This is a genomic window from Cupriavidus sp. UME77, from assembly GCF_014170355.1.
Taxonomy (GTDB): Bacteria; Pseudomonadota; Gammaproteobacteria; order Burkholderiales; family Burkholderiaceae; genus Cupriavidus; species Cupriavidus basilensis.
The window spans coordinates 22,985-46,065 of sequence record NZ_LZZU01000038.1; the positions used below are offsets into that span (position 1 = coordinate 22,985).

At 62.1% G+C, this 23,081-nt stretch carries 22 protein-coding genes, 2 tRNA genes and 2 pseudogenes; 7 read left to right on the forward strand and 19 right to left on the reverse strand.

Annotation, left to right across the window (positions count from 1 at the left end; genetic code table 11):
* The 3 genes from A9975_RS14120 to A9975_RS14130 all read right to left on the reverse strand — a co-directional run bounded on the left by A9975_RS14120 (nt 1) and on the right by A9975_RS14130 (nt 2,908).
* A complete protein-coding gene (locus A9975_RS14120; RefSeq protein WP_183033334.1) occupies nt 1–741 on the reverse strand; it encodes a 3-oxoacid CoA-transferase subunit A in 741 nt (246 codons plus the stop codon).
* A gap of 271 nt (nt 742–1,012) precedes the next feature.
* The gene (locus tag A9975_RS14125) at nt 1,013–1,927 is read right to left on the reverse strand and encodes a LysR family transcriptional regulator (RefSeq protein WP_183033335.1); all 915 of its coding nucleotides are present in this window, start codon (nt 1,925–1,927) and stop codon (nt 1,013–1,015) included.
* A 90-nt stretch (nt 1,928–2,017) separates the two neighbouring features.
* Nucleotides 2,018–2,908: an MBL fold metallo-hydrolase gene (locus A9975_RS14130; RefSeq protein WP_183033336.1), complete on the reverse strand. Its 891-nt coding sequence runs from the start codon at nt 2,906–2,908 to the stop codon at nt 2,018–2,020.
* 341 nt (nt 2,909–3,249) lie between these two features.
* Here A9975_RS14130 and A9975_RS14135 point away from each other — a divergent pair.
* Nucleotides 3,250–4,322, forward strand: a pseudogene (locus tag A9975_RS14135) (IS3 family transposase); the annotation flags it as partial.
* 4 nt (nt 4,323–4,326) lie between these two features.
* Here A9975_RS14135 and A9975_RS14140 read toward each other — a convergent pair.
* Together A9975_RS14140 and A9975_RS14145 are read right to left on the reverse strand one after the other, a co-directional pair.
* Complete coding sequence (locus tag A9975_RS14140; protein ID WP_183033337.1) at nt 4,327–5,196, reverse strand: nucleotidyl transferase AbiEii/AbiGii toxin family protein; 870 nt, start codon at nt 5,194–5,196, stop codon at nt 4,327–4,329.
* Nucleotides 5,177–6,229, reverse strand: a complete 1,053-nt coding sequence (locus tag A9975_RS14145; RefSeq protein ID WP_183033338.1) for a type IV toxin-antitoxin system AbiEi family antitoxin — start codon at nt 6,227–6,229, stop codon at nt 5,177–5,179. The genes A9975_RS14140 and A9975_RS14145 overlap by 20 nt, the downstream gene beginning before the upstream one ends.
* 334 nt (nt 6,230–6,563) lie before the next feature.
* On the opposite strand from A9975_RS14145, the gene A9975_RS14150 reads away from it, so the two are divergent.
* Together A9975_RS14150 and A9975_RS14155 are read left to right on the forward strand one after the other, a co-directional pair.
* A complete protein-coding gene (locus tag A9975_RS14150; protein WP_183033339.1) occupies nt 6,564–8,114 on the forward strand; it encodes a lyase family protein in 1,551 nt (516 codons plus the stop codon).
* A gap of 292 nt (nt 8,115–8,406) precedes the next feature.
* Nucleotides 8,407–9,087 (forward strand): GGDEF domain-containing protein, encoded by a 681-nt coding sequence (locus A9975_RS14155; protein ID WP_255503211.1) that lies wholly within the window; start codon nt 8,407–8,409, stop codon nt 9,085–9,087.
* A 76-nt stretch (nt 9,088–9,163) separates the two neighbouring features.
* On the opposite strand, the gene A9975_RS14160 is transcribed toward A9975_RS14155, so the two are convergent.
* The 4 genes from A9975_RS14160 to A9975_RS14175 form a co-directional block, all read right to left on the reverse strand.
* A complete protein-coding gene (locus A9975_RS14160) occupies nt 9,164–9,322 on the reverse strand; it encodes a hypothetical protein (RefSeq protein ID WP_370564616.1) in 159 nt (52 codons plus the stop codon).
* A 119-nt stretch (nt 9,323–9,441) separates the two neighbouring features.
* Nucleotides 9,442–9,636 (reverse strand): hypothetical protein, encoded by a 195-nt coding sequence (locus A9975_RS14165; protein ID WP_183033340.1) that lies wholly within the window; start codon nt 9,634–9,636, stop codon nt 9,442–9,444.
* 71 nt (nt 9,637–9,707) lie between these two features.
* Nucleotides 9,708–9,872 carry a hypothetical protein gene (locus tag A9975_RS14170; RefSeq protein WP_183033341.1) on the reverse strand — a complete coding sequence of 55 codons (165 nt, stop codon included), beginning with the start codon at nt 9,870–9,872 and terminating at the stop codon, nt 9,708–9,710.
* Nucleotides 9,873–9,914: 42 nt separating this feature from the next.
* Entirely contained in the window at nt 9,915–10,382 is a 468-nt protein-coding gene (locus tag A9975_RS14175) for a hypothetical protein (RefSeq protein ID WP_183033342.1), read from the reverse strand.
* An 82-nt stretch (nt 10,383–10,464) separates the two neighbouring features.
* Here A9975_RS14175 and A9975_RS14180 point away from each other — a divergent pair, with 82 nt between their 5' ends.
* A complete protein-coding gene (locus A9975_RS14180) occupies nt 10,465–10,974 on the forward strand; it encodes a DUF1993 family protein (protein WP_183033343.1) in 510 nt (169 codons plus the stop codon).
* Nucleotides 10,975–11,312: 338 nt separating this feature from the next.
* Here A9975_RS14180 and A9975_RS14185 read toward each other — a convergent pair whose 3' ends face one another.
* On the reverse strand, nt 11,313–11,627 hold the full coding sequence (locus A9975_RS14185) for an abortive infection family protein (RefSeq protein WP_220810748.1): 315 nt from the start codon (nt 11,625–11,627) through the stop codon (nt 11,313–11,315).
* Nucleotides 11,628–12,465: 838 nt separating this feature from the next.
* On the opposite strand from A9975_RS14185, the gene ltrA reads away from it, so the two are divergent.
* The 3 genes and pseudogenes from ltrA to A9975_RS38545 all read left to right on the forward strand — a co-directional run bounded on the left by ltrA (nt 12,466) and on the right by A9975_RS38545 (nt 15,436).
* On the forward strand, nt 12,466–14,067 hold the full coding sequence (ltrA, locus tag A9975_RS14190) for a group II intron reverse transcriptase/maturase (protein WP_183033430.1): 1,602 nt from the start codon (nt 12,466–12,468) through the stop codon (nt 14,065–14,067).
* Between the two features lie 138 nt (nt 14,068–14,205).
* Nucleotides 14,206–14,755: pseudogene (locus A9975_RS14195) on the forward strand (transposase); the annotation flags it as partial.
* Nucleotides 14,756–15,151: 396 nt separating this feature from the next.
* Nucleotides 15,152–15,436: a tyrosine-type recombinase/integrase gene (locus A9975_RS38545; protein ID WP_370564659.1), complete on the forward strand. Its 285-nt coding sequence runs from the start codon at nt 15,152–15,154 to the stop codon at nt 15,434–15,436.
* Between the two features lie 175 nt (nt 15,437–15,611).
* Here the strand turns inward: A9975_RS38545 and A9975_RS14205 are convergent.
* The 9 genes from A9975_RS14205 to paaA all read right to left on the reverse strand — a co-directional run bounded on the left by A9975_RS14205 (nt 15,612) and on the right by paaA (nt 22,953).
* Nucleotides 15,612–15,687: transfer RNA gene (locus tag A9975_RS14205), tRNA-Gly, on the reverse strand.
* A 4-nt stretch (nt 15,688–15,691) separates the two neighbouring features.
* Nucleotides 15,692–15,767, reverse strand: a tRNA-Asn gene (locus A9975_RS14210).
* 140 nt (nt 15,768–15,907) lie between these two features.
* Entirely contained in the window at nt 15,908–17,233 is a 1,326-nt protein-coding gene (paaK, locus tag A9975_RS14215) for a phenylacetate--CoA ligase PaaK (protein ID WP_183033345.1), read from the reverse strand.
* A 170-nt stretch (nt 17,234–17,403) separates the two neighbouring features.
* Entirely contained in the window at nt 17,404–19,086 is a 1,683-nt protein-coding gene (gene paaN, locus A9975_RS14220) for a phenylacetic acid degradation protein PaaN (protein WP_183033346.1), read from the reverse strand.
* Nucleotides 19,087–19,152: 66 nt separating this feature from the next.
* On the reverse strand, nt 19,153–20,241 hold the full coding sequence (gene paaE / locus A9975_RS14225) for a 1,2-phenylacetyl-CoA epoxidase subunit PaaE (protein ID WP_183033347.1): 1,089 nt from the start codon (nt 20,239–20,241) through the stop codon (nt 19,153–19,155).
* Nucleotides 20,242–20,267: 26 nt separating this feature from the next.
* Nucleotides 20,268–20,816 carry a 1,2-phenylacetyl-CoA epoxidase subunit PaaD gene (paaD, locus tag A9975_RS14230; protein WP_183033348.1) on the reverse strand — a complete coding sequence of 183 codons (549 nt, stop codon included), beginning with the start codon at nt 20,814–20,816 and terminating at the stop codon, nt 20,268–20,270.
* A 6-nt stretch (nt 20,817–20,822) separates the two neighbouring features.
* On the reverse strand, nt 20,823–21,623 hold the full coding sequence (gene paaC, locus A9975_RS14235) for a 1,2-phenylacetyl-CoA epoxidase subunit PaaC (RefSeq protein WP_183033349.1): 801 nt from the start codon (nt 21,621–21,623) through the stop codon (nt 20,823–20,825).
* Nucleotides 21,624–21,638: 15 nt separating this feature from the next.
* Entirely contained in the window at nt 21,639–21,923 is a 285-nt protein-coding gene (gene paaB, locus A9975_RS14240) for a 1,2-phenylacetyl-CoA epoxidase subunit PaaB (protein WP_006156041.1), read from the reverse strand.
* A gap of 13 nt (nt 21,924–21,936) precedes the next feature.
* Nucleotides 21,937–22,953, reverse strand: a complete 1,017-nt coding sequence (paaA, locus tag A9975_RS14245) for a 1,2-phenylacetyl-CoA epoxidase subunit PaaA (RefSeq protein ID WP_183033350.1) — start codon at nt 22,951–22,953, stop codon at nt 21,937–21,939.
* Between the last annotated feature and the right edge of the window lie 128 nt (nt 22,954–23,081).

The window sequence follows — 23,081 nt, forward strand, 5'->3', positions numbered from 1 at the left end:
TCACCTTGCCTGTGCGTTTTCGCCTGTCTGTAGGTTTGCCGCCGCGCCTTCCAGCCCGCACATCGGCGGCGGGCAGACACCGCCGCGCAGCACCAGGCGTTTGACGAAGATGCCGGGCGTGACGACGGCCTCGGGGTCCAGTTCACCCAGTTCGCACACGCGCGTCACCGCGGCGATGGTGGTGGTGGCGGCCATCGCCATCACGGGTGCGAAGTTGCGCGCGGTCTTGTTGTAGACGAGGTTGCCCCAGCGGTCGGCTGCTGCGGCGTTGATCAGGGCCACGTCGACGTGGATGGGATACTCGAGCACGTAGTCGCGCACGCCGATGCGGCGCGCTTCCTTGCCTGCCGCCAGCAGCGTGCCGTGGCCGGTCGGCGTATAGAAGCCGCCGATGCCGCAGCCGGCCGCGCGCAGGCGCTCCGCCAGCGTGCCCTGGGGAATCACTTCGAGCTCGATCTCCCGGGCGCGGTACAGTGCCTCGAAGACATAGGCATCGCGCTGGCGCGGAAAGGAGCACATCAGCCTGCGTACGCGGCGCGCCTTGAGCAGCGCGGCGAGGCCGGTGTCGCCGTTGCCGGCGTTATTGCTCACCACGGTGAGATCCTTGGCACCCTGTTCGACCAGGGCATCGATCAGTTCGTCAGGCATGCCGGCGCCGCCGAATCCGCCGATGGCGATGGTGGCGCCGTCGGCCACGTCGGCCACCGCCTCGCGCGCTGTTGCGTAGAGCTTGTCGATCATGTCTCGCGTCGTTGTTATCGGGTACGGCAAGATTGCCATGCACCTGCCGGCCAAACAATTTCGCGATTTGCAAGCACCCTTAGCACTGCGTTAAAGACTGGGCTAGGAATGCCGTAAAGGTCTGGCGGGAACGTCGCTCATACCATGCGCGACGAACGGGGAAGCGCCTCGCGCGCTGTGCCGAGTGCGAAGGCGAACGGTGAAAGGAAGGCGAAGAGAAGGCGCTCTGGGTGGGCGGGAAGAGTGACAGGTGGCCCGCCGTCCCCCGCGGCTAGCCCGCGTCGCCGGCGGGCGCGTAGTGGCCGATCAGGCGGTTCGCGAACTCGCGCGCAAAGCTGGACAAGCCTTCCAGGTCCCGCGCGCAGACCTGGAAGGTGCGCAGGGCCCAGTCATCGCGCAGGTCGCTGCAGCCGATGCGCTGCTCGCCCTTGAGGCGCGCGAAGGCGGCTTTGGGCATGATGGCAATGCCGGCGCCGGCGGCCACCATGCGGCAGGTGGCGTCGTAGCTGGCTACTTGCACGCGGATCGTCATGGGCTTGTGCAGCGCGCCCGCGGCGCGCGTCAGGAACATCTGGTAAGTGCTGCCCTCGAGCAAGGCGACGAAGGCATGCTCGAGCGACTGCTCGAACCACACGGCCGGCTCCGCGAGCAGCGGATGGCCGAGCGGCGCGACCAGGATCAGCGCGCTCTTGACGAAGGGCACTGCCTGCAGGCCTGCGGTGGGCACATTGCCGGAGATGATGCCGAGATCGGCGCCGCCCTCGCGGACCACGCGCACCACGTCATCACTCAGGCGCTCGCGCACGTCGATGCGCACATCCGGATGGGTGGCGAGGTACACCCCGATGACCGGCGGCAGGTATTCGGTGATGGCGGTGGTGTTGGCCACCAGCTTGACCTGCCCGCTAAGGCCTGCGGTGAAGGGCTGCAGGTTGCCGGTGAGCCGCTCCAACTCGGCCAGCACTACGCGCGCGTGGTGCAGGTAGACCTCGCCGGCCGCCGTCAGCGCCACGCCCTGCGGCGAGCGCTCCAGCAGCCGTACGCCGAGCGTGTCCTCGAGGTTCTTGATGCGGTTGCTAACCGCCGGCACCGAAAGAAACGAACGCTCGGCGCCGCGGGTCAGGCTGCGTGTTTCCGCCACGTTGACGAAAAGGCGGAAGTCGGTGATGTCGAAGGGAACAGCCATGCAGCAGGTCTCGCGGCTCAATCGTGTAGCGGGGAATGATAACCCCGATGCGGGAGAAACCTGACGCGGGCGCGGCCCGGGCGCCTTGCGCTACCAGCCCGCCGGCTCGAAGCGGAAGCCCTGGCCCTGGCGCCGCACGTAGCCGCAGTACGGCTCGCCGAAATGCACCGGCAGCACCAGCGCGCCGCTGTCTGCGGCTTGGTTGAGGAAGGTCAGGCGCGTGCTGCGGGCAAGGTCGGGGCGGATACAATAGCCGGAGTTCACGTCCGGGCGTACGATCTGCAGCGGGCTGTGCAGGATGTCGCCGCAGAAAATTGCTTCCTCGCCGCGCGAACGGACCCGGAACGCGACCTGCCCCGGGCTATGGCCGGCCGCGGCCTCTACCTGCAGGCAATCGGCAATCTCACGCCCCGGCTCGATCATCTCGGCCAGCCCCGCGTCGACCACCGGCATCACGCTGTCGAAGAACGATTCGCCGAACACATCCACCACGCCCGGCTCCTTGTTGCGGCCCTGCTCGCAGAAGACGAAGTCGTCCTTGGGGAGGTAGTAGCGCGCGTTGGGGAAGGTGGGCACCCAGCGGTTGTCCTGCCAAGTGGTGTTCCAGCCGACGTGGTCGGCATGTAGGTGCGTCATGACCACGTGGGTGACCTTCTCCGGCGGCGCCCCGGCCGCGGTCATCCATTCGCGCACCAGGGTATTGAGCATGTTCATGCGCGCGATGCCCGCGCGCGGCTTGAAGTTGCCCACGCCGGTATCGACGACGATGATATGGGTCCCCGCATGCACCACCCAGAACTGGATCGTCACGATCAGCTTGTTCATGTGAGGGATCCAATGGTGCGGCGCCATCAGGCCAGCATGCGCATCCAGGACCGAGCGGTCGATGTCGGGGAACAGGAAAGCCGGATCGTGCGTGGGACCCGCGTATTCGAGGATACGGGTGACCTTCAGGTCGCCGACGGTGCGCGTTTGCATCATGATGTGGTGTCTCCTTCTTTGTTCTATGCGGACCGGGACCGGCGCGCCGGATCGGCAGCTCTTCTTGGCGGGCTCCAAGCATCGGCGATTTCACTGCGGGTGCCAATTTCGTTTTCCGAAAGTGGGGTTTCGGGCGGCTTTACTCGCCGCGGCCGGCGGCATCCGGATGCGTCCGCCCTGCCCCTCCGCCTCGCCTGACTGCCACCCTCCGCCGCGCCGCCCGAGAGGCGGCGACGGCAGTTCCCCGACTTCCGCCTTGTGCGTGGCACAAAACTGAGCTTCCCCCGAAATTTCGCCTTCCAAGAGGTGAGGTATAACTCAACTAGTTGGAAGGAAGCGAAATGCGAAAGATACCGAAACAGGAATTCACTGCGGAGTTCAAGGAACAGGCGGTCAGGCAACTGCGTGCCGGGAAGACGACAGGAGAGCTGGCTGCGGAATTGGGCGTGTCTGATCAGACACTGCGCAACTGGCGCAAGGCCGCCGAGGCGGGCAAGCTCAATGGGGCCGGTGCCAAGCCTGTGACTCCTGAACAAATGGAGCTGTCGCGCCTGCGCGCGGAGAACAAGCGCCTGGCGATGGAGCTTGAAATCGCAAAAAAGGCAGCGGCGTACTTCGCGAGGGACCTTCTGTGAAGTACGCCTGGATCGAGCAGGAACGAGCCACATATCCGCTGGCGATTCTCTGTAATGTCCTGACGGTTAGTGTGAACGGCTATCGGGCCTGGAAGCGCGGCGGCACACCGTCGCGCAAGCGCCTGACCGATACGCAAATGATGGCGTTGATCCGCGCGACCCATGCCCAGCTCAAAGGCGCATATGGATCGCCACGCATGCTCCGGGAAATCCGTGCGCGAGGCTTCCCAGCCTCCAAGGAACGGGTCGAGCGGCTGATGCGCGAGAACGGCATTCGTGCCCGGCACAAGCGACAAGCGACAAGCGACGCTGGCGGGCAACGACGAATTCCAGGCACTCGCTGCCGATCGCGCCGAACCGACTGGAGCGCAACTTCACGCCCGCAGCGCCAAATCAGGTTTGGACGGCGGACATGACCTACATCTGGACCGACGAAGGCTGGCTGTATCTGGCCATCGTGCTTGACCTGTTCAACCGCGAAGTGGTTGGCTGGTCGATTCGGCCCCGGATGACGGCAGATATCGTGACAGATGCGCTGGCGATGGCTTGGTTCCGCCGCAAGCCCGCATCGGGATTGATTCACCACTCGGACCGAGGCAGCCCAGTATGCTAGCCAGGCCTTCCAGGCCAAGCTGGTGGATTACGGCATGGTCTGCTCGATGAGTCGCAAAGGGAACTGTTGGGACAATGCCCCGAGCGAGAGCTTCTTCAACAGTCTGAAAAACGAGCGGGTGCATGGCCAGCGCTACGCCACGCACGAGCAAGCCAAAGACGATCTCATTCCTACCCGGGCATCTTGTCGGGAGAGTTGAGCCCTCTCCTAAACAACTTGAGGGTACGTGTCGCCAACTCCATTGCTTCGTCCACGTTGGCCCTTGTCCGTGCCATGTGGATGGACAGTCGATCGAGCAGCTCGGGGGTCTCTAGGATCCTGATGCACTGGGCATAGGTGTCAGGGCGGGCCAGTGTCGCAATGTCTTTCCCGAGAAGTAATGCCCCCGCGTCGTCAGTGTCGTAGCCTAATTCCGTAAGCACGTCATCAGCTAGCTCGAAGATGCGGTCAAAGTTGCCTGCGTCGGTATAGGCCCGCATCAGGGTCAGCAAGTCATCCGCGTCTTTTGTGCTTTCCTCCCATCTATCTTGCCATGCGAAAAGTTTGAGCAAGGCGAGTCCAGAAAGCGAGGCCACATTGACAACAAGCCCTTCCGCCACTTCGACCTGTTCCGCCGCCTCCGCAACCTCTGGATAGCCCGCCACGTTCATGAGCATCTTCATGTCGGGAGGCCAACCAACGAGGTGTTCAGGCGTTGCGACCCCGCCGAATGGCACGAGGTCTAGCGGATAGGGCGGCTGATCGGCGACCTGATAGTAAAGACGGTGTTGGATGTCATCCGATACCCGAAAACCTGCGATCCGACTTAGCTCGTCCCGGATCTCATCGAAGTGTGTCCAACTCTCGACTGCAAGTGCAAAATCAACATCCTTGGTCGCCCGAGTGGCTCTAAGACCATGAACATGGGTCAGGAGGATATCTCTTGCCGTGGCTCCCACCACGAAGTATGTCAGGCCTCGTGCTTTGGTGACACCATCTACCGTGCGGAGAATCGCCACAGTAGTCGGGTCGAGCGGCCTGTCAGAATTGATCAAGTACATGCTGGATTTCTTCTTTGCGGACTTTCGCTGCAGCTTCCAGGTTCCGGGAACTGAGGCTTGCCATGAGATCCGCATAGACCAATACGGCCGGGGCTAGCTCTGGCTGCTTTGTGTTGCTACTTTGACGCTCCCAAAACGCGTCGAGGATCTCAATGGGGCCGTTTGTCTGCGGACGGAGTCGATGCGTTTGCACGAGTTCCTTCAGGCTTTGTGACATGTGTCCTGGTACTACATAAAGCGTCTGGGTCTCGGGTTTGAGATAGGCCGTCATCTTCTCGGCTGCGACTTCCCCGCCCCAGTAGACATTTCTCAATTCCGCGAGCGACATGTCCCGCCACCAATCGGGATCCGGTGCTGCGAAACGCCGAGCGTGAAGTCGCGGCCGGAGAATGGTCGGATAGTTGGTGACCCATTCGTCGAGCAACCGATCGGGTGCCGTCAGGCGCCGACGTGCCGCCGCAGCCGCCTCCAGCAACCAGCCGCGCTCTGCCAACTCATTGAACACGGTACCCACCGAGCCGAGTGCGATGCCGCTAGCTTGGGCAATCTCTCGATAGGAGGCCCGCAATAGCGAAGGCCGGCAAAGCAGCGCGAAGATCATCCGTTGCGCCGTAGGATTACCTCCCCCATGCATCCTCACCGGGGTCGATGCTTCATCTGGACGCTGGCCGCTGACAAATATATAAAGGCCGTCCGCATCAATGTGTGCATTGCCAGCTGTGTCGATGAACTGCAACCCGATTTCCCGGCACTGATTTGCAAGATACGGAGTGAGGTACTGCGTAACAAGAAGCCAGGGACCGCGGCCGGCCGATTTCGCGCGTGCGAGGGTTAGTGCCGTCGCGCTTCTGATCGAACTCTTCCATTCGACTTCATAGCGATGGCAGACGTTGTGCCGCCTTAGCGCGATACGGCCATCGGTGGCGGTTGCATCGTCCGTGTTTGCGAGCTGAACTTGGCTTTCCACACCGGCCGACCTGCGAAGTGCAGCTAAAGCCGCATTGATCATGTCGCGCGCTACTCCGTCAGGCATGCCCATGTGTTCAGTATTTTATCTTGTTCATCCAATCTGAACACAGTCTAGCATTGAACGATGTGTCGTTCAATTTTACTTTGTGTTCGTGAGGCATGAACAACACAAAAGACTGAACGATCGTTCAATGTATGGTGCCTATGGGCGTGGCCTACATCTCGGGGTAATCGTCCTTTTGCAGCGGGACACGGGGGCCAGAATCCATGTTGCCGGATTGCCAACTGGCCGCCCGCCGGCTTCGACAAGAGGTCTTCGCACCACGTAGAATCGCGACTCGTGATCCGTTGCAGCGAAGCGCGAGCACAGGCACCAAACCCATTGGATACATACCGACATGAGCGACTACAAGAAGCGCGTTCCCGCCCGCACTCCACGCCTCATCACCCGCATCCGCACCATTGCCCTGCTCGCCGCCCTCTACACGGCAGGCGCCAGCGCCCAGACCGCCGCGAAACGCGATGAGTTTTTCTGGCTGGGTGAAATGAACAAGGCCACGGCCGTCATCAACACCGACGAAGGACTGCTGGACAAATCGGTGGCGCCGCGCGTGGCAGCTGGCGTCGCCAAGGTGATCCAGGACGGCAACCAGCCAGGCGCCAAGCGTCCGTCCACCGTCATCACGTTCGAGCCGCAGTTGATCCAGGCAGCCGGCGTCGAAGTCACGCTGCTGCACGCCGGCCGCTCGAGCCAGGACATGCACGCGACCTACCGCGCGGCGATCATGCGCGACAACCTGCTCAATCTGGCCGACCAGCTCAACCGGACGTCGAAGACGCTGGTCGGGCTCGCCGACAAGCATGCCGCGACGATGGTGCCGAACTACACGAACGGCGTGGCGGCGCAGGCGAACAGCTACGGCCACTACCTGCTCGGGTTCGCGGCCGCGCTCGACCGCGATGCGCAGCGCATCCGCGAGGCCTATGTTCGCGTGGACCGCTCGCCGATGGGAACGACGGTGCTCAACGGCACGAGTTGGCCGCTCGACCGCAAGCGCATGGCCGACTACCTGGGCTTCGAGGCCCTGGTCGACAACGCCTATGACGCGGCACAGATCTCGTCGGCCGAAGCCCCGGTCGAAGTGGGCGCGATCGTGTCGACCATCGCGCTACAGGCGGGCAGCTTCATCGAAGACGTAATGACGCAGTATGCGCAGTCGCGCCCGTGGATCCTGCTGTCCGAAGGGGGCGGCAACACCTACGTGTCGAGCGCGATGCCACAGAAGCGCAATCCCGGATTGCTGAACAACGCGCGTCATAACGCGTCGATGGCCATCACGCTGGCGATGGGTCCGGTGATCGAGGCCCACAATATTCCGCCGGGCATGCCCGACGCCAAGGAAGTGAAGCCCAACAGCGAAATGGTCGGCAGCGGCATCACGGTGCTGAAAGACTGGGACCGTATCCTGGGCGCCCTGGTGCTCAATCCCGACCGCGCGCTCGAAGAGCTGAACAGCGACTGGACCGCCTCGCAGGAACTGGCCGATCTGCTGATGCGCAAGTACAAGCTGCCGTTCCGCGCCGGTCACCATTTCGCGTCGGAGATCGTGGATTACGCGAAGGCGAACGACATCAAGCCGAGCGACTTCCCCTACGCCAAGGCGCAGGAGATATATCGCGCGGCCGGACAGGACAAGGGCTATGCCTCGGGTGAGCTGCCGATGACCGAGGCCGAGTTCCGCGCGGCATTGAATCCGCTGTCCATCACCAAGAACCGGGCCACCAGCGGCGGCCCGCAGCCCGCGGAAATGACCCGCATGCTGGCGGAGGCCAGGCAGCGGCTCGCCGCGCAGGATGCGTGGCTGAAGGCACGGCGTACCCACATTGACACGTCGCTGGCTCGGCTTGACGCCGACTTCGGCAAGCTGACGGCGCAGTCAGGCAAGTAAGCCTGTCGGCCAGGCGGGAACAGGCCGCGCGAGGCGACGCATGTCGCTTCCCGGCCCTGTAATTGGCCCATCCGTCGGGCCATTCAGGTCAGGCAAAGTCGGGGCGGTCAACCTATACCGATGTCTATGTCCTGCTTGCGGTGCTATGGGGCGCCAGCGTCGGCTATGGCGTCTTCATCAGCATCCTGAGCTGAGACTGGGTGGCGGCCACCCTCTCCTGCCTGTCCGCCGCCGCGATGGTGGGCGGCATCTGCTTCCGCAACTTCGGCGCCCCCCCCGGCTGGTCGCCATCATGATCCTGTTGTCGCTCGGACCCTGCTGCCTGGCGGCCTTGCTCACCGACGAGACCGTGATGCGGCTGACGCTGGTGCAGATCCCGTTCTACCTGGTCGCGATGAGCATCGCCGCATTCCACCTGAACCGGCTGCTGGTCACCACGATGAAAGCCGAACGCGAAAGCGATCGCATGGCGCGCCACGATGCGCTGACCGGCTTGCCCAACCGCGTCGGACTCGCCCACGCGTCGGCACTCCTGTCGAAGGAAAACCAGGCTGCCGACGGGAAGACCGCGGTACTCTATATGGATCTCGACGGTTTCAAGCCGGTCAACGACCTGCACGGACATGACGCCGGAGACCGGTTGCTGGTGACGCTGGGCAAGCGGCTCAATGCGCTGAAGGGGCCGGACGACATGGTGTTCCGGATCGGCGGCGACGAGTTCGTGGTCATCGTCCGCGCACCCGACGAGAACGGCGTGGCCGTGTTCGCCGACCGCCTGCTCGACGAAGTCCCCGCGCCGTTCCCGTCGAGTGGCGATGTCTCGGTACGCGTCGGTGTCAGCGTCGGCGTTGCCATGATTCCCGAGCACGGCGCCGACGTGATGACCGCCCTCACCGCCGCCGACAAGGCGCTGAACCTGGCCAAGCTGAGCGGCAAGGCCAAGTGGACACTGGCGACCGAGCATCAGGACTAGGACTAGCCCAGGGCTGGTACCGACACCGGCACTTCGGCGCCGGTCACCTCGCCGGCGCGGTCGCATCAGTGGAACCTCAGTAGAACCAGTGTGCCGGCACGGTCACGAGCTTCGGGAACAGCGCCATGATGAACATGACCACGGACTCGGCGAGCATTAACGGCAGCACGCCACGCGTCACCGCATCCATGCTGACCCGCCCCACGCCCGCCACCGCAATGACTCGGTGCCGCACCTTTGCGGTCTTTCCGCGGGACGGTGGAGCCAGCGGAGGACGCGTCGCCGTCGCATGCCCCCACCGATAAGGAACTGGCCAGTACAACCAGTCACCTAGGCCGCCCGCGAAGCTGCCGGTCAGGGAAGAATCTCGAGCGCGGCCACTTCGCGATGGCTGCCGTCGTCGCCGTGCAGGTGCAACGCATAGCGTCCCGCATGCACGGCGGCGAATACCAGGGTTGCCGGCTGTGCCTGCGCCACCGGTATGCCGGTCGGCGTATAGCCGTGGATCATCAGCACCCCGCCCTGCGCCGACGTGGCCCGTATCGTCACGTCATCTCCCTGCGTCAGCTTGAAGACGGGAACCTCACCCGGTTCGCCGCCAGGGGCGCCAATCCTGACCGTCAGGACACGGACCCCTGCCGAGCCTGCGCGGCGCCGGAATCCGGCTGAGCGGCAATACGCGCCATCCAATACCCGCCCACGATCAGCGCCACGCTCGCGACGGCTACGACGGTGGCAATGGCGACCGCAGAGATTTGCCTGGCCTGCCCGGATTGTGCATTCATGAATCGACTCCCTTGAAGACAAGATTGGAAGACCCCTGGGGCTCAGCCTCCGCCGATCGGCATCGACAGGACCCAGAGTCCGCCCGCGGTCAGCACAACCATCAGCGCGAGCATCGGCAACTGGCTCAGCAGCGCCCGACGCGTATCGCGGAACAATCGCAGCGCCTCGATATGGGCCAGGAATACGCTGGCGATATGGCCCGCGAGAATTAGTCCGACCTGCGTATGCCAGATCGCGCTGGCACCGAGGATGATGGGCGGGAAATCCATCCGCGCGGTCCCGAACAGATTCCATCCCACGCCGAGCGGATCCGATACCAACTTCACCATCTGGCTGCCCTGCGAGAGCAGCAGCGTGTAGTAACGCGCCAGGTGATAGACGAACGCGATGGGAACCAGCGAGTAGGCGAAGGTTCGGCGACGCCACCGATTGCGGCGTAGCCCGCTTCGGCGGGACCGCAGCGAAGGCAGGAATAAACCACCCTTGCCGAGCGTTCTTCCTCTCGGCAATCAGGAGGTGTGGCGAGTCGACACAAGTAGGGCCCGTCGGTTCCTGTCTATAATTGAGTCACATTCAACTAAAGGAAGCTCCATGGCCATTTCCCTCTACGCCACCTCTGTTCCGCTCTTCAAGCAAATGCTGAACAGCGTTAGCGCTATTCTGGCCAAGACGGAAGAGCATGTTGTTGCGAAGAACATCGATCCAAGCGCAATACTGCAGGCCCGCCTGTTTCCTGATATGTTGCCCTTGATCCGCCAGGTGCAGATTGCCGCCGATTTCGCCAGGGGCGTGTCTGCACGTCTTGCCGGTGTGGAAGTTCCCAAGTACGAGGACACCGAACAGACTTTCGCGGAGTTGCAAGTGCTTATCAGCAAAACTCTGGCTTTCATCGAAGGCTTCACGTCGGCACAGATCGATGGCAACGAGGAGCGCCAAATCGTTACGCGCCCGGGCACGCCGAAGGAGAAGAAATTCACTGGCCAGTCGTACCTGCTGAGTTACGGGCTGCCCCAGTTCTACTTCCATGTCACCACCACGTACGCGATCCTGCGCCATAACGGTGTGGAAATTGGCAAGCGTGACTATATGGGTACGTACTGAGACTCCCCTCCTTTCGGGAAAAGCTGCGGTTCGCTGTAACTTTGCGTGGTTGTTGCTTTCTCAAGGCGCCGCACAAACACGTCAGGCATCGCATGCCCATCGTCGCGGAGAACCACCGCGGTCCGCGCGTGGTCGCGGTGCGCCTCCGCGCGCGTCCGGCAGGCCGGGACGGTCGATGGTCACGCGCATCTTGTAGCGGAGGTCGTGCGAGAACTGTGCGGGCGGCCATGATTCGTGCTGCAAGCGGCCTTCCGGGCGACCACCACCAGATTTCGCGCCAAGAGTACGACTATCCCCTCCTCGAGATCGGCCGCCTACCCCGGAAATCGGCGACGAACCTAACTTTTCGACTTCATTGCCTCTCTGTGCTGGTATGTGTCAGTGATGAAGTCGATGAATGCAACAGCCGAAGCCACAGCCAATCGCGCATGTCGTGGCTGTAGTCCCCGATACTGGCCGTCACGACCATGCCCGGTTCCATAGAGTCCACGCAGCTGCGCCAGGTTGTTTGTCAGTTGGGTGAGATTGCGTAAAATAAGCCGGATGTTCTCCGCTCCCTTGGTTTCGTCAGTAATTCCCTCGGGTACAAGCTGCAGTTCCTTGACAATCGTCTTGGTAAGATCGCCTAGGTCCTCCGATTTAGTGAAGGCCACGTTCCGTTTGGTCAGAATGGGTTTGCAGCATGTCTCAATGCAGCGAAAACAAAGCGATACCGGCTACGAACTCACCGGCGCTCTAGCGCCGTGCCAGCGCAAGACCGCCGCCCCCCTTACTCCATCTCGTTATACAGAAGTGATGGCCCCACTTCGACAACATGGGACGTAGGGGGTTGTAAACATGCGCGGACTCGCGTTTACTCTCGACTTTTCGTTGCGACACGAGGTCGCTTGCAGAAGTTGTTCCCGCGGCAACGGAGGGAACCAACCGTGTCACCGGTTGAATCTAGGAGCCTGAATAAAGAGCGGCTCTGACAACGTAACGAAGCATCGTAAGGTGCGGGGTATCAATCGCGAGAGGCATACCCTTCTGGCAGCCACGCGCCGGTGAAGTGCCAGATAGTCGGTAGGGTGAAAACATTTGAATCTGCGATAAAGATCGTGACGAGAAACAAGCGGAAGTGGCTTCTACGCTTGAACCAAAACGGTAATGGAGGTGGGAACAGGGTTTCGAAAATGCGCTCTCGTGACCCATATGCCTCCCGGTCAATAGCAGGCACCTAACCCGACGTACTTTTGCAAGCGGAACGTGGAAACCCCGTATCGCTCCCTTCGGGGACAGCAGGCTGCAAAGTCTGCCCATGGCGGTGCGGGCACAGGAACGAGGAAAAAGCGAACGCCGACCTGTAATGGGACGGATAGAGGTTGCAACATCACCTCACGCGAAAGCGGGCAGACTTCCTCATGGTCTCTCCTCACCAGAGAGTTTCCAGAACCATCTTAACGGGAGGAAAGCAAATGAGTGCTGCAACACAGGCGCGTGGCGCCTTCTGGCATGACGTGGGACGGCATCAATTGGGCCGAGGTCCAACGGCATGTAAGAGGGCTGCAAACGCGTATAGTGAAGGCGACACAGGAAGGTCGCCATAACAAGGCGAAAGCCTTGCAATGGCTACTGACCCACTCGTTCAGCGGCAAGGCATTAGCCGTCAAGCGGGTGACTGAAAATCAAGGCAGGAATACCCCCGGTGTGGACAAGGTAACGTGGAAAACACCGGAGGCAAAGACCAACGCGATGGCGTCGTTGAAGAGGCGGGGCTACTCGCCCCTTCCGCTTCGGAGGGTGTTAATTCCGAAGAAAAACGGCAAGACGAGGCCGCTGGGCATACCCGTGATGAAGTGCCGCGCCATGCAAGCGCTACATTTGCTGGCATTGGAACCGATCGCGGAAACCACCGCCGATCTGAACTCCTATGGGTTCAGGCCGGAGCGCTCAACCGCGGATGCCGGGGGACAGTGTTTCGTCTCGCTCGCGAAAAAGGCAAATGCACAATGGGTGCTAGAGGCCGACATTCAAGGCTGTTTCGACAAAATCAGTCACGACTGGATGCTCGCCCATGTCCCTACGGATAAGGCGGTCCTAAAGAAGTGGCTCAAGGCGGGATTCGTGTATCAAAACGAACTCTTCCCAACTGAGGCAGGTGCCCCGCAAGGGGGAATTATCAGCCCTGTCTTAGCCAACATGACGTTGGACGGTCTCGAAGCAAGGCTAGCGGAGAAGTTTCCGCAGGCAAGGCGGGCAGGCTTAAAAATGAACATGGTGCGTTACGCGGACGACTTCATCATCACTGGCTTCTCGAAAGAATGGCTGGAGAGCGAAGTCATGCCTGCCGTGGTCGAATTCCTGGCGGAGCGTGGGCTTGTCCTATCGCCGGAAAAAACCAAAATAACGCATATCACGGATGGGTTCGACTTCCTCGGATGGAACCTTCGCAAGTACAACGGCAAGCTGTTGGTCAAGCCGTCGAAAGCGAACGTCAAGGCTCATCTTGACAAAATCCGTGAAGTCATCAGGGCCAACAAGACGGCTAAACAGGCAAACCTGATAAGGCTGCTCAATCCGGTATTGCGTGGATGGGCGAATTACCACAGCCATGTAGTCGCCAAGGAAACCTTCGCTCGGGTTGATGCCAATGTCTGGTCAATGCTATGGCGATGGGCGGTGAGAAGACACCCCAATAAAGGAGCCAGATGGGTCAAAGAGAAATACTTCAAGACCCGAGGCACCCGGAACTGGGCATTTACCGCCACAGAAAAACAAGAGGATGGAACGGAACGGGAGCTTACCCTGCTGCAAGAGTCGGACACGCCAATACAGCGGCATGTCAAGATCAAAGCCAACGCGAATCCGCACGACCCCAAATGGGAACAGTACTTCGAGTCCCGGTGGGGCAAGAAAACGCTGAACTCGTCAAGAGGCCGTGCGAAGCTCTACCGCGTCTGGCTCAGGCAAGATCGCCTGTGTCCTACCTGTCAGGAACCTATCACAAAGGGCACTCCTTGGGATGTCCGCCACATTGTGAAAAGAACCGAAGGCGGATCGGACTCAGCGAGCAATCTCGAACTGCACCATCTCGATTGCCGTAGAACTCGGTAGTACGCCAGAACTACAGTTGTGAGACCGGGTACCGAAAGGTGCCTTCGTAGAGGCTTGAGCCGTGTGCGTCGAAAGAAGCATGCACGGTTCTTAGGGGGCCGGGCGCGGGTAACCGCGTCTGGCTACCCGGCAGCGCGAATGGGCAACGAGTCGGGGGCGTGGGTGGACGAAGAATTTGAAGGGCTGAATCCGGGCGATCCCAGGCGGGACCGGCGGGCGAAGGAACTGCTCAAGCGGTTTGCAGCCAATCCGACGGCGAGAATTCCGGGCGCTTGCGATGGATGGTCGGAGACCATGGCGACGTATCGATTCCTCGGTAATGAGGAGATCGACTGGACGGATGTGATGCAGCCACATTGGCGAGCGCACCGCTGCCAGGGCCGGCCAATTCCCGGTGGTGTTGTGCATCGCTGACATAACCGAATTGGACGTCAACGACCAGGAAGTGGAGGGACTAGGACCGCTGAGCTTCGAAGCGCAGAGGGGAGTGTATCTGCATCCGACGTATGCCGTCACGCCGGATCGGGAGCGGCTGGGCGTGATCGATGCATGGATGTGGGCCCGGGAGCCTCGGGACGCTAGCCGACAGCGTGGCGGCATCAAGGAAAACACACGGTGGATCGAAGGGTACGAGCGGGTTGCGGAGCAAGCGGCGCTGCTACCTCGGACGCGCCTGGTCTATATGACGGTCTTGAAAGAGTATCTTCGCAACAAGATTCTGGCACCAGACACAGTGAAATCGTACAGGGAGAAGACTACTCACCTTATCCGATGAGTAAGCGACATTGACGCGAAGGAATTAAGTGTTGATAACCTTATTGACTACAGAAACAAGGCTATCAAGAGCACTTCGGCTTCGACTTACAATACGCTACACCGGCATCTCTCTGCGATCTTCCAATACGGCGTGGAAACCGGGATAGTTGTCTCAAGCCCGTTCCGCGCCGCCAAGAAGGCACCTGTGCATCATGAACTGCCGAAGGTAATTCAGAGGGAAAAGCTGAGCCTGTTATTTCAGCTGCTAGACAATCCAGAGCATCCGTGGCAGCCTTGCATGCGACCTATCTGATTCTGGAGAGCGTTCATCAGGACGCTCTATTTCACGGGCATGCGGAGAAGACAGATTCTCAACCTGGAGTGGCGTGATATAGACGTCGAACAACGCACTATTCACCTCAGATCCGAAACCAGCAAGACCCGGCAATCTTACGACATTCCCGTACCTCAATCCTTACTCTCCGAGTTGGGGATGTATCGAAAAATATACTGCAAGCGCCTCGGCGAAACGAAATTGATGCGAGTGACGAAGAACCCGAAGCTTGTTCAGCTTCAGCCAGGACATACGAGTCTCAATACGACGATCAAGTGAGAACGAGCCCTCGGGAATATGGACCCTGGCGCCTTTGCCATTGCGTATGGACGAAAGCCATCGCCTCGGCCCTGGGAGAATAGTGCCGTTACGGCAGATGGAATGAAAAAAAGGGGCAGAAGCCCCTTTTTTCAAAGGCCAGCGGACTTCGATGGAAGTCCGTGGACATCATGTCTGGAGCGGGAGACGAGGCTCGAACTCGCGACCTCAACCTTGGCAAGGTTGCGCTCTACCAACTGAGCTACTCCCGCTTTTTGGCTCCCCGACCTGGGCTCGAACCAGGGACCTACGGATTAACAGTCCGGCGCTCTACCAACTGAGCTATCGGGGAACAAGTTCCGTCTCAATCGAAACGGAGGCCGGATTGTACAACAGCCTTTTGCGTTTTTGAATAGTTTTTTTCACTCAGCGTGAATCGGCTGCGATTGGCTTGCTTCTCGCTCGCTTCTCACGCCTCCCGCAGTTGCCGCCTCAAGCGCTGGGATGCCGCAAGTCGAGCACGCGCTGCGCCTTGCCCGTGGCGGTGGTCTTGATCTCGCCGGCATTCAGGACGCGCACGGCCGTGGAAACGCCGATCATCGTCTTGACCCGGTGCTGCAGCTCACGTGCCAGCTGCGCGCGCTCGCTTTCGGCCAGCGAGGCGCAGATCTCCGCGCGCGCCTCCACCGACACGGACAGCGAATCCATATGCCCGTCGCGCGTGATGCACAGCTGGTAGTTGCCGCTAAGGCGGGCAATGCCGAGAATCAGCTCCTCGACCTGGCTCGGAAACACATTGACGCCGCGAATGATCAGCATGTCGTCGGAGCGCCCCGTGATCTTCGCCAGCCTGCGCATCGAGCGCGATGTCGGCGCCAGCAGCGCGGTCAGGTCGCGCGTGCGGTAGCGGATCATCGGCATGGCTTCCTTGGATAGCGAGGTGAAGACCAGTTCGCCCTGGCTGCCGTCGGGCAGCACTTCGCCGGTCACCGGATCGATGATCTCGGGATAGAAATGGTCCTCCCAGACCACCGGACCGTCCTTGCTTTCAATGCACTCGGACGCCACGCCCGGGCCCATGATCTCCGAGAGGCCGTAGATGTCGACGGCCTGGATGCCCGCCCGGGTCTCGATCTCGCTGCGCATGCCCTGGGTCCACGGCTCGGCGCCGAAGATGCCGATCTTTAGCGATGACTCCGCCGGGTTCATGCCCTGGCGTGCCATCTCGTCGATCAGGTTGAGCATGTAGGACGGCGTGACGAGAATGATCGACGGCTCGAAATCGCGAATGAGCTGTACCTGTTTCTCGGTCTGTCCGCCGGACATGGGCACGACCATGCAGCCGAGCCGCTCGGCGCCGTAGTGAATGCCGAGGCCGCCGGTGAACAGGCCGTAGCCAAACGCGTTGTGCAGCGTGTCGCCGCGCCGGCCGCCCGCCGCACGGATCGAGCGCGCCGTCACGTTGGCCCATGTGTCGATGTCCTTCGCGGTATAGCCCACCACGGTCGGCTTGCCGGTGGTGCCGCTCGATGCGTGCACGCGCACCACCTCGTCCCTTGGCACGGCAAACAGCCCGAACGGATAGTTGTCGCGCAGGTCCTTCTTGGTCGTGGTGGGGAATTTCGCCAGGTCGGATAGCTGGCGCAGGTCGTCCGGATGCACCCCGGCGGCGTCGAAGGCGCGGCGGTAGTGCGCCACATTGTCATAGGCATGCCGCAGCGACCATTTGAGGCGCGCCAGTTGCAGCGCCTGGAGTTCGTCGCGGCTGGCTAGTTCGATGGCTTCGAGTTCGCCCGGTTGAGGAATTGGCTGGACCACGGTTGTCTCCTGAGAATGACGCGGCAGAATAGGAACGGACGGTGGCGGAAACGGGGGCGCCACGCGGCAGCCTGCCAACCTGGTCATGCGCGTCAACGGTCTTAGCCGTCGTGCCGCCCAGGTTGGCAACGTGCCTGCTTACTGATCGGTAGTGCTCGATACGCAGTCGTTCAGGTGCGCTGCGGCACATGCCGCCGGCTTTGCACGACGCGGAAGCGGTTAGCGACAAAGGCCGTGTCGGCAAGGCTCGCGTTGGCTGCGGGATTTGCGCCGGTGGCGTGGAAGTCCGAGAACGCAGCCGACTGGTTCACGAAGACGCCGCCCGTCAGGTTGACCGACAGCGCGACGCCGCCGGACACCGCAGCCTCGTCAGCGGCATCGAGCACCTGTTCGTCCGCGCTGTAGACCGACAGCGTCAGCGCGCCGCGCGTGCGAGCAATGCGCGCGGCAAGGTCCAGCGAATGCCGGGTGGAATCGGTGGCAATCACAAACGCAATCGGGCCGAACCATTCCTGCGTAAACGTATCTTCGTCGCGCCGGGCGTCGAGCTTCAGCAGGACCGGCGTGCTGACGCTCGCCTCCGGGTAGGCCGGATGCACCAGGCGCTGGCTGGCAAGGAGCGGCGCACCCAGCTTGGTCACCTGCTCGATCCGGTCGAGCACGCCCTTGTTCTGGATCGCACCGATGAGCTCCACGGCCTTGGCCGGATCGCTGGTCAGCCTTTGCACGGCATCGGCGATGGACTGGGCCACTTCCTCGAACGGGACCGTGCCTTGCGCCGTCTTGATGCCATCGCGCGGCACGTAGATATTCTGCGGCGCGGTGCACATCTGGCCCGAGTACAGCGCGAGCGAGAACGCGATATTGCGCGACACCGCCTTCAGTTCGTCCGCCGAGTCGATCACGATCTGATTGACGCCCGCCTTCTCGGTGTACACCTGCGCCTGCAGCGCATGTGTCTCCAGCCAGTCGCCGTTGGCGGTGCTGCCGGTGAAGTCGATCAGCCGGATCTCATCGCGCGTGGCCAGCGACTGCACCAGCGCGCCGTCATTGGGTGCGGTGGCCAGCAAGGACACGATGTTCGGATCGAAGCCGGCCTCCTCCAGCACCTGCCGCGCGATACGCACGGTAATGGCCAGCGGCAGGATCGCGGCGGGATGCGGCTTGACGATGACGGCATTGCCGGTGGCCAGGTCCGCGAACAGGCCGGGATAGCTGTTCCAGGTGGGAAACGTGCAGCAGCCGATCACCAGCCCGATCCCGCGCGGGACGATGGTGAAGCGCTTTTCCATGGCGAGCGGCGGATTCTTGCCTTGCGGCTTTTCCCAGTACGCCGTCTGCGGAATGTCGCGCATGGCATCCCACGCATAAGTGATCGCCTCTAGCGCGCGGTCCTGCGCATGCGGGCCGCCGGCCTGGAATGCCATCATGAACGCCTGCCCGGTGGTGTGCATGACGCTGTGCGCGATCTCGAAGCTCGCCTGGTTCAACCGCGCCAGGATCTCCAGGCTCACGCCGACCCAGGCCTTCGGGCCGGCCTTGCGGAATTGGAGCTGCGCCGCTTGCGCCGCCGCGATCAGCGCATCGGGCTCGGCGTTGGGATAGCCGATGTTCAGCGCGAAGCCGAATGGCGAATGTTCCGCGCCGACTGTGCCCGTGCTGCCGGCTTGCTCGAGCACGAAGGGCCGTCCGAGTTGCGCCTTGAATGCCGCCTCGCCGTCGGCAGCGGCGGTCTCGCCGTAGGTGCGCGGGCTGGGCATCTCATTGAAGGGGCTCCAGTAGCCTCGGGTCCGGATGGCGTCCAGGGCTTGGGCAAGTGTCTTCTCGTGTTTGTCAAACAGTGCGTGATTCATTGCGGGGGCCGTATTTCTTTAAAGGATTGCGGTACTGCACTTGCTGTGCGTCGATTTACCGTTTGCTTACCGTTCGTCGTAGCTGACGACAACCCGGTCGGAGACCGGATGGCATTGGCAGGTGAGCACGAAGCCGTCGTCGATCTCGTGCTGTTCCAGTGTGTAGTTCTTTTCCATCTTGACTTCGCCTTCCAGGACCTTGGCCCGGCACGTGCAGCACACGCCGCCCTTGCAGGCATAGGGCAATGCAAGGCCCGCTTTCAGGCCGACGTCCAGCACGCTGACGCCCACGTACGGCAGCCGCAGCTTGCGCTTCTTGCCGTCGATGATCAGCTCCAGATCCGCGGCCGGCGTGTCGTCGGTGATCTCGATCGGCGGCACGCCCGCTTGCGGCAGCGGCGTGCCAAAGCGCTCCACGTGCACCTTCGCGGGCGCCACGCCGGCGGCCTTGAGCGCGGCCTCGGCGGCGTCCATCATCGGGCCGGGGCCACAGATGAAGGCTTCGTCGATCTCGGCGGCGGGTACAAGCGTGGCCAGGAAGGCCTCGCATTTCGCCTGATCCAGCACGCCGTTGAACAGCTCGACCTCCTGCAGATCATCGGACAGCACGTGATACAGCGAGAACCGGCTCATGAAGCGGTTCTTGAGGTCTTCGAGCTCCTCGGCAAACATGATCGCGTCGACGCTGCGGTTGCCATACACCAGCGTGAAGCGGCTGGTCGGCTCCGTCTCCAGCGTGGTCTTGATGATCGCGAGCACTGGCGTGATGCCCGAGCCGCCCGCGAACGCCACATAGGACCGCGACAGATCGGCGTTCAGGTGGGTGAAGAAGCGGCCGTCGGGCGTCATCACCTCGATCTCGTGGCCGGGCTGCAGCGTATCGAAGGCAAAATTGGAGAACCTGCCGCCGCGTACCCGCTTGATGCCGATGCGCAGCTCGCCATCGCGGTCATAGTCGGTGACGCCCACGCAGATCGAATAGGAGCGGCGGGTTTCCTCGCCGTCAAGATGCGCCTTGAGCGTGACGAATTGCCCTTGCGTGAAACGGTACGCGTCGCGCAGGGCCTCCGGCACCTCGAACGAGACAGTCACCGCATCGGCGGTCTCGGGCCGTACCTCGCGGATACGCAGCGGATGAAATTGCGGTGTCGCCATGTTGTCGGTCCAGGTCGGTACGGTTGTCAGTACGGTTTGAAATAGTCGAACGGCTCGCGGCAATCGAGGCAGCGGTACAGTGCCTTGCAGGCCGTCGAGCCGAACTGCGCCAGGCGTTCGGTGTGCACGGAGCCGCATTGCGGGCATGCTGGCCGGTCGTGTGTTGCCGTGCGCGGCACGAAGCGGATGGTCTTCTCTTGCGGCGCATGGCCACTGCCGCAGTTGCCCATCGGGGGCGCGATGCCGTATTGCCGCAGCTTGTCGCGCGCTTCGCTGGTCATCCAGTCGGTGGTCCAGGCCGGGGCGAGCACGGTGACAACGCGATGGGGGCGGATCCCGGCGGCGTTCAAGGCCTGCTCGATGTCCTCGGCAATCTGCGACATGGCGGGACAGCCCGAATAGGTTGGCGTGATCACGGCCTCGAGCACGCCGTCGGCGCCGCGGCGCACGTCCCGCAGGATGCCCAGTTCGCGAATCGACACCACCGGGATTTCCGGGTCGGGTACGGCTTCGAGCACGGTCCAGGCGCGCTCCAGCGTGGCGTCGGACTCCATCAGCGTGTCTGCAACGTTCATCTTGATCTACCAGGTGGCGCCGGGATGCTGGCGCGCAAGGCTCTGCATTTCGGAAAGCAGGTAGCCCATGTGCTCCGAGTGCTCGCCGTGCTTGCCGGTGGTGATGTGTTTCGCCTCGGACGGCAACGTAAGCGTGGCCTGGGCCACCGTGGCGGCGACGTCTGCCTCCCAGGCGGGCTGAAGGTCCGCCATCTGGGGCCCGATGCCGGCCGCTGCCACCGCGGTTTCCACCGCATCGGTCGCGAAGAACTCACGGGTGTATGGCATCAGGTAATCCAGCGCCGCCTGCGCGCGCCGGTGCGACTCCTCGGTGCCGTCGCCAAAGCGGATCAGCCAGTCGGCGGCGTGGGTCAGGTGATAGCGGGTTTCCTTCAGCGACTTGGCAGCGATGGCGGCCAGATGCGTGTCGGCGGACGATTGCAAAGCCGTCCAAAGGTGGCACATCAGCGCGGAATACAGGAAGTTGCGCGTGATCGTGACCGCATAGTCGCGCTCGGCGCGTGCCGTGCCGGCGAGCGGCCCGAAGTGGGGCAACTCCACCAAGGTGTAGTTGGCGAACTCGCGCTCGGCGCGGAAGTAGGCGTAGCTGTCTTCGGTTTTCCGTGTGCCGTTCAGTGCTTCGTCAAGGGTAGCCGCGTGCGAGTACAGCAGGCGTGCCTGGCCGATCAGGTCCAGGCTGATGTTCGCCAGCGCAATGTCTTCCTCGAGCGCCGGGCCCTGGCTGCACCACTCGCTGTTGCGCTGGCCCAGGATAAGCGCGTTATCGGCGAGGCGCAGCACGTACGACAAATGTTGGAGCGTGGTCATGTTCTGGGTCCCGCCTTACATGTGGTCGACTTCGGGGGGGAGCACGAAGAACGTCGGGTGGCGATAAATCTTGTCGCCGGCCGGCTCGAAGAACGACTCCTTGTCCGCCGGGTCCGACGCCGTGATCATGGCCGAGGGCACCACCCAGATGCTCACGCCTTCCTGACGGCGCGTGTAGACGTCGCGGGCCATGCGCAGCGCGCCGCTGGCGTCGGGCGCGTGCAGGCTGCCGCAATGCTTGTGGTCAAGGCCCTGCTTGCTGCGCACGAACACTTCCCAGATTGGCCATTCCTTGTTCATCTTTGTCTCCTGTTCAAGCAGCTTGTTTGCGGTCGCGGGCGGCCTGTCTATCGGCCTGCTTCTGGGCATGCGCCAGCGCGGCTTCACGCACCCAGGCGCCATCGTTGTGCGCCTTCACCCGGGTGGCGAGGCGCTCCTTGTTGCAAGGCCCGTCGCCATTGACCACGCGCCAGAATTCTTCCCAGTCGATTGCGCCGTAGTCGTGCGCGCCGCGTGCCTCGTTCCACTTCAGGTCCGGATCGGGCAGCGTCACGCCAAGGATCTTGGCTTGCTCGACCGTTGCGTCGACAAACTTCTGGCGCAGGTCGTCGTTGGAGATGCGCTTGATGCCCCACTTGAACGACTGGCCGCTATGGATGGAGTCCTTGTCGCTGGGACCAAACATCATCAGCACCGGCCACCACCAGCGGTTCACCGACTCCTGCACCATGTCCTTCTGGGCCTGCGTGCCCTTCATCATCGACAGCAGCGCATCGAACCCCTGGCGCTGATGGAAGGACTCCTCCTTGCAGATGCGGATCATGGCGCGCGCGTATGGGCCGTAGGTGCAGCGGCACAGCGGGATCTGGTTCATGATCGCCGCGCCGTCCACCAGCCAGCCGATCACGCCCACGTCCGCCCAGGTGGGCGTGGGGTAATTGAAGATGCTCGAATACTTGGCCTTGCCGGCGTGCAAGGCATCGACCAACTGGTCGCGCGACACACCCATCGTTTCGGCCGCGCTATACAGGTACAGGCCATGGCCGCCCTCGTCCTGCACCTTGGCGAGCAGGATGGCCTTGCGCTTGAGGCTCGGCGCCCGGCTGATCCAGTTGCCCTCGGGCTGCATGCCGATGATCTCGGAGTGCGCGTGCTGCGAGATCTGCCGGATCAAGGTCTTGCGGTAGGCGTCTGGCATCCAGTCCTGCGCCTCGATCTTGCCGTCAGCGTCCATGACCGCGTCGAAATGCGCCTGTTCCGGCGAGACGTCGGCTTGCACCGTTTCGAGCGGCTGGGCGTTGCCTGGGATATCCAGTGATTGGGTGTACATGGCGTTTTCCTGTGGACCGATGCCGCAGTATATTTATAAACCGACCGTCCGGTTGATTTATTATTTGGATTGATACTTAAATATTGATAGCCAAAACCAGTGACCATTGAAGAACTCGCCGGCCAAGG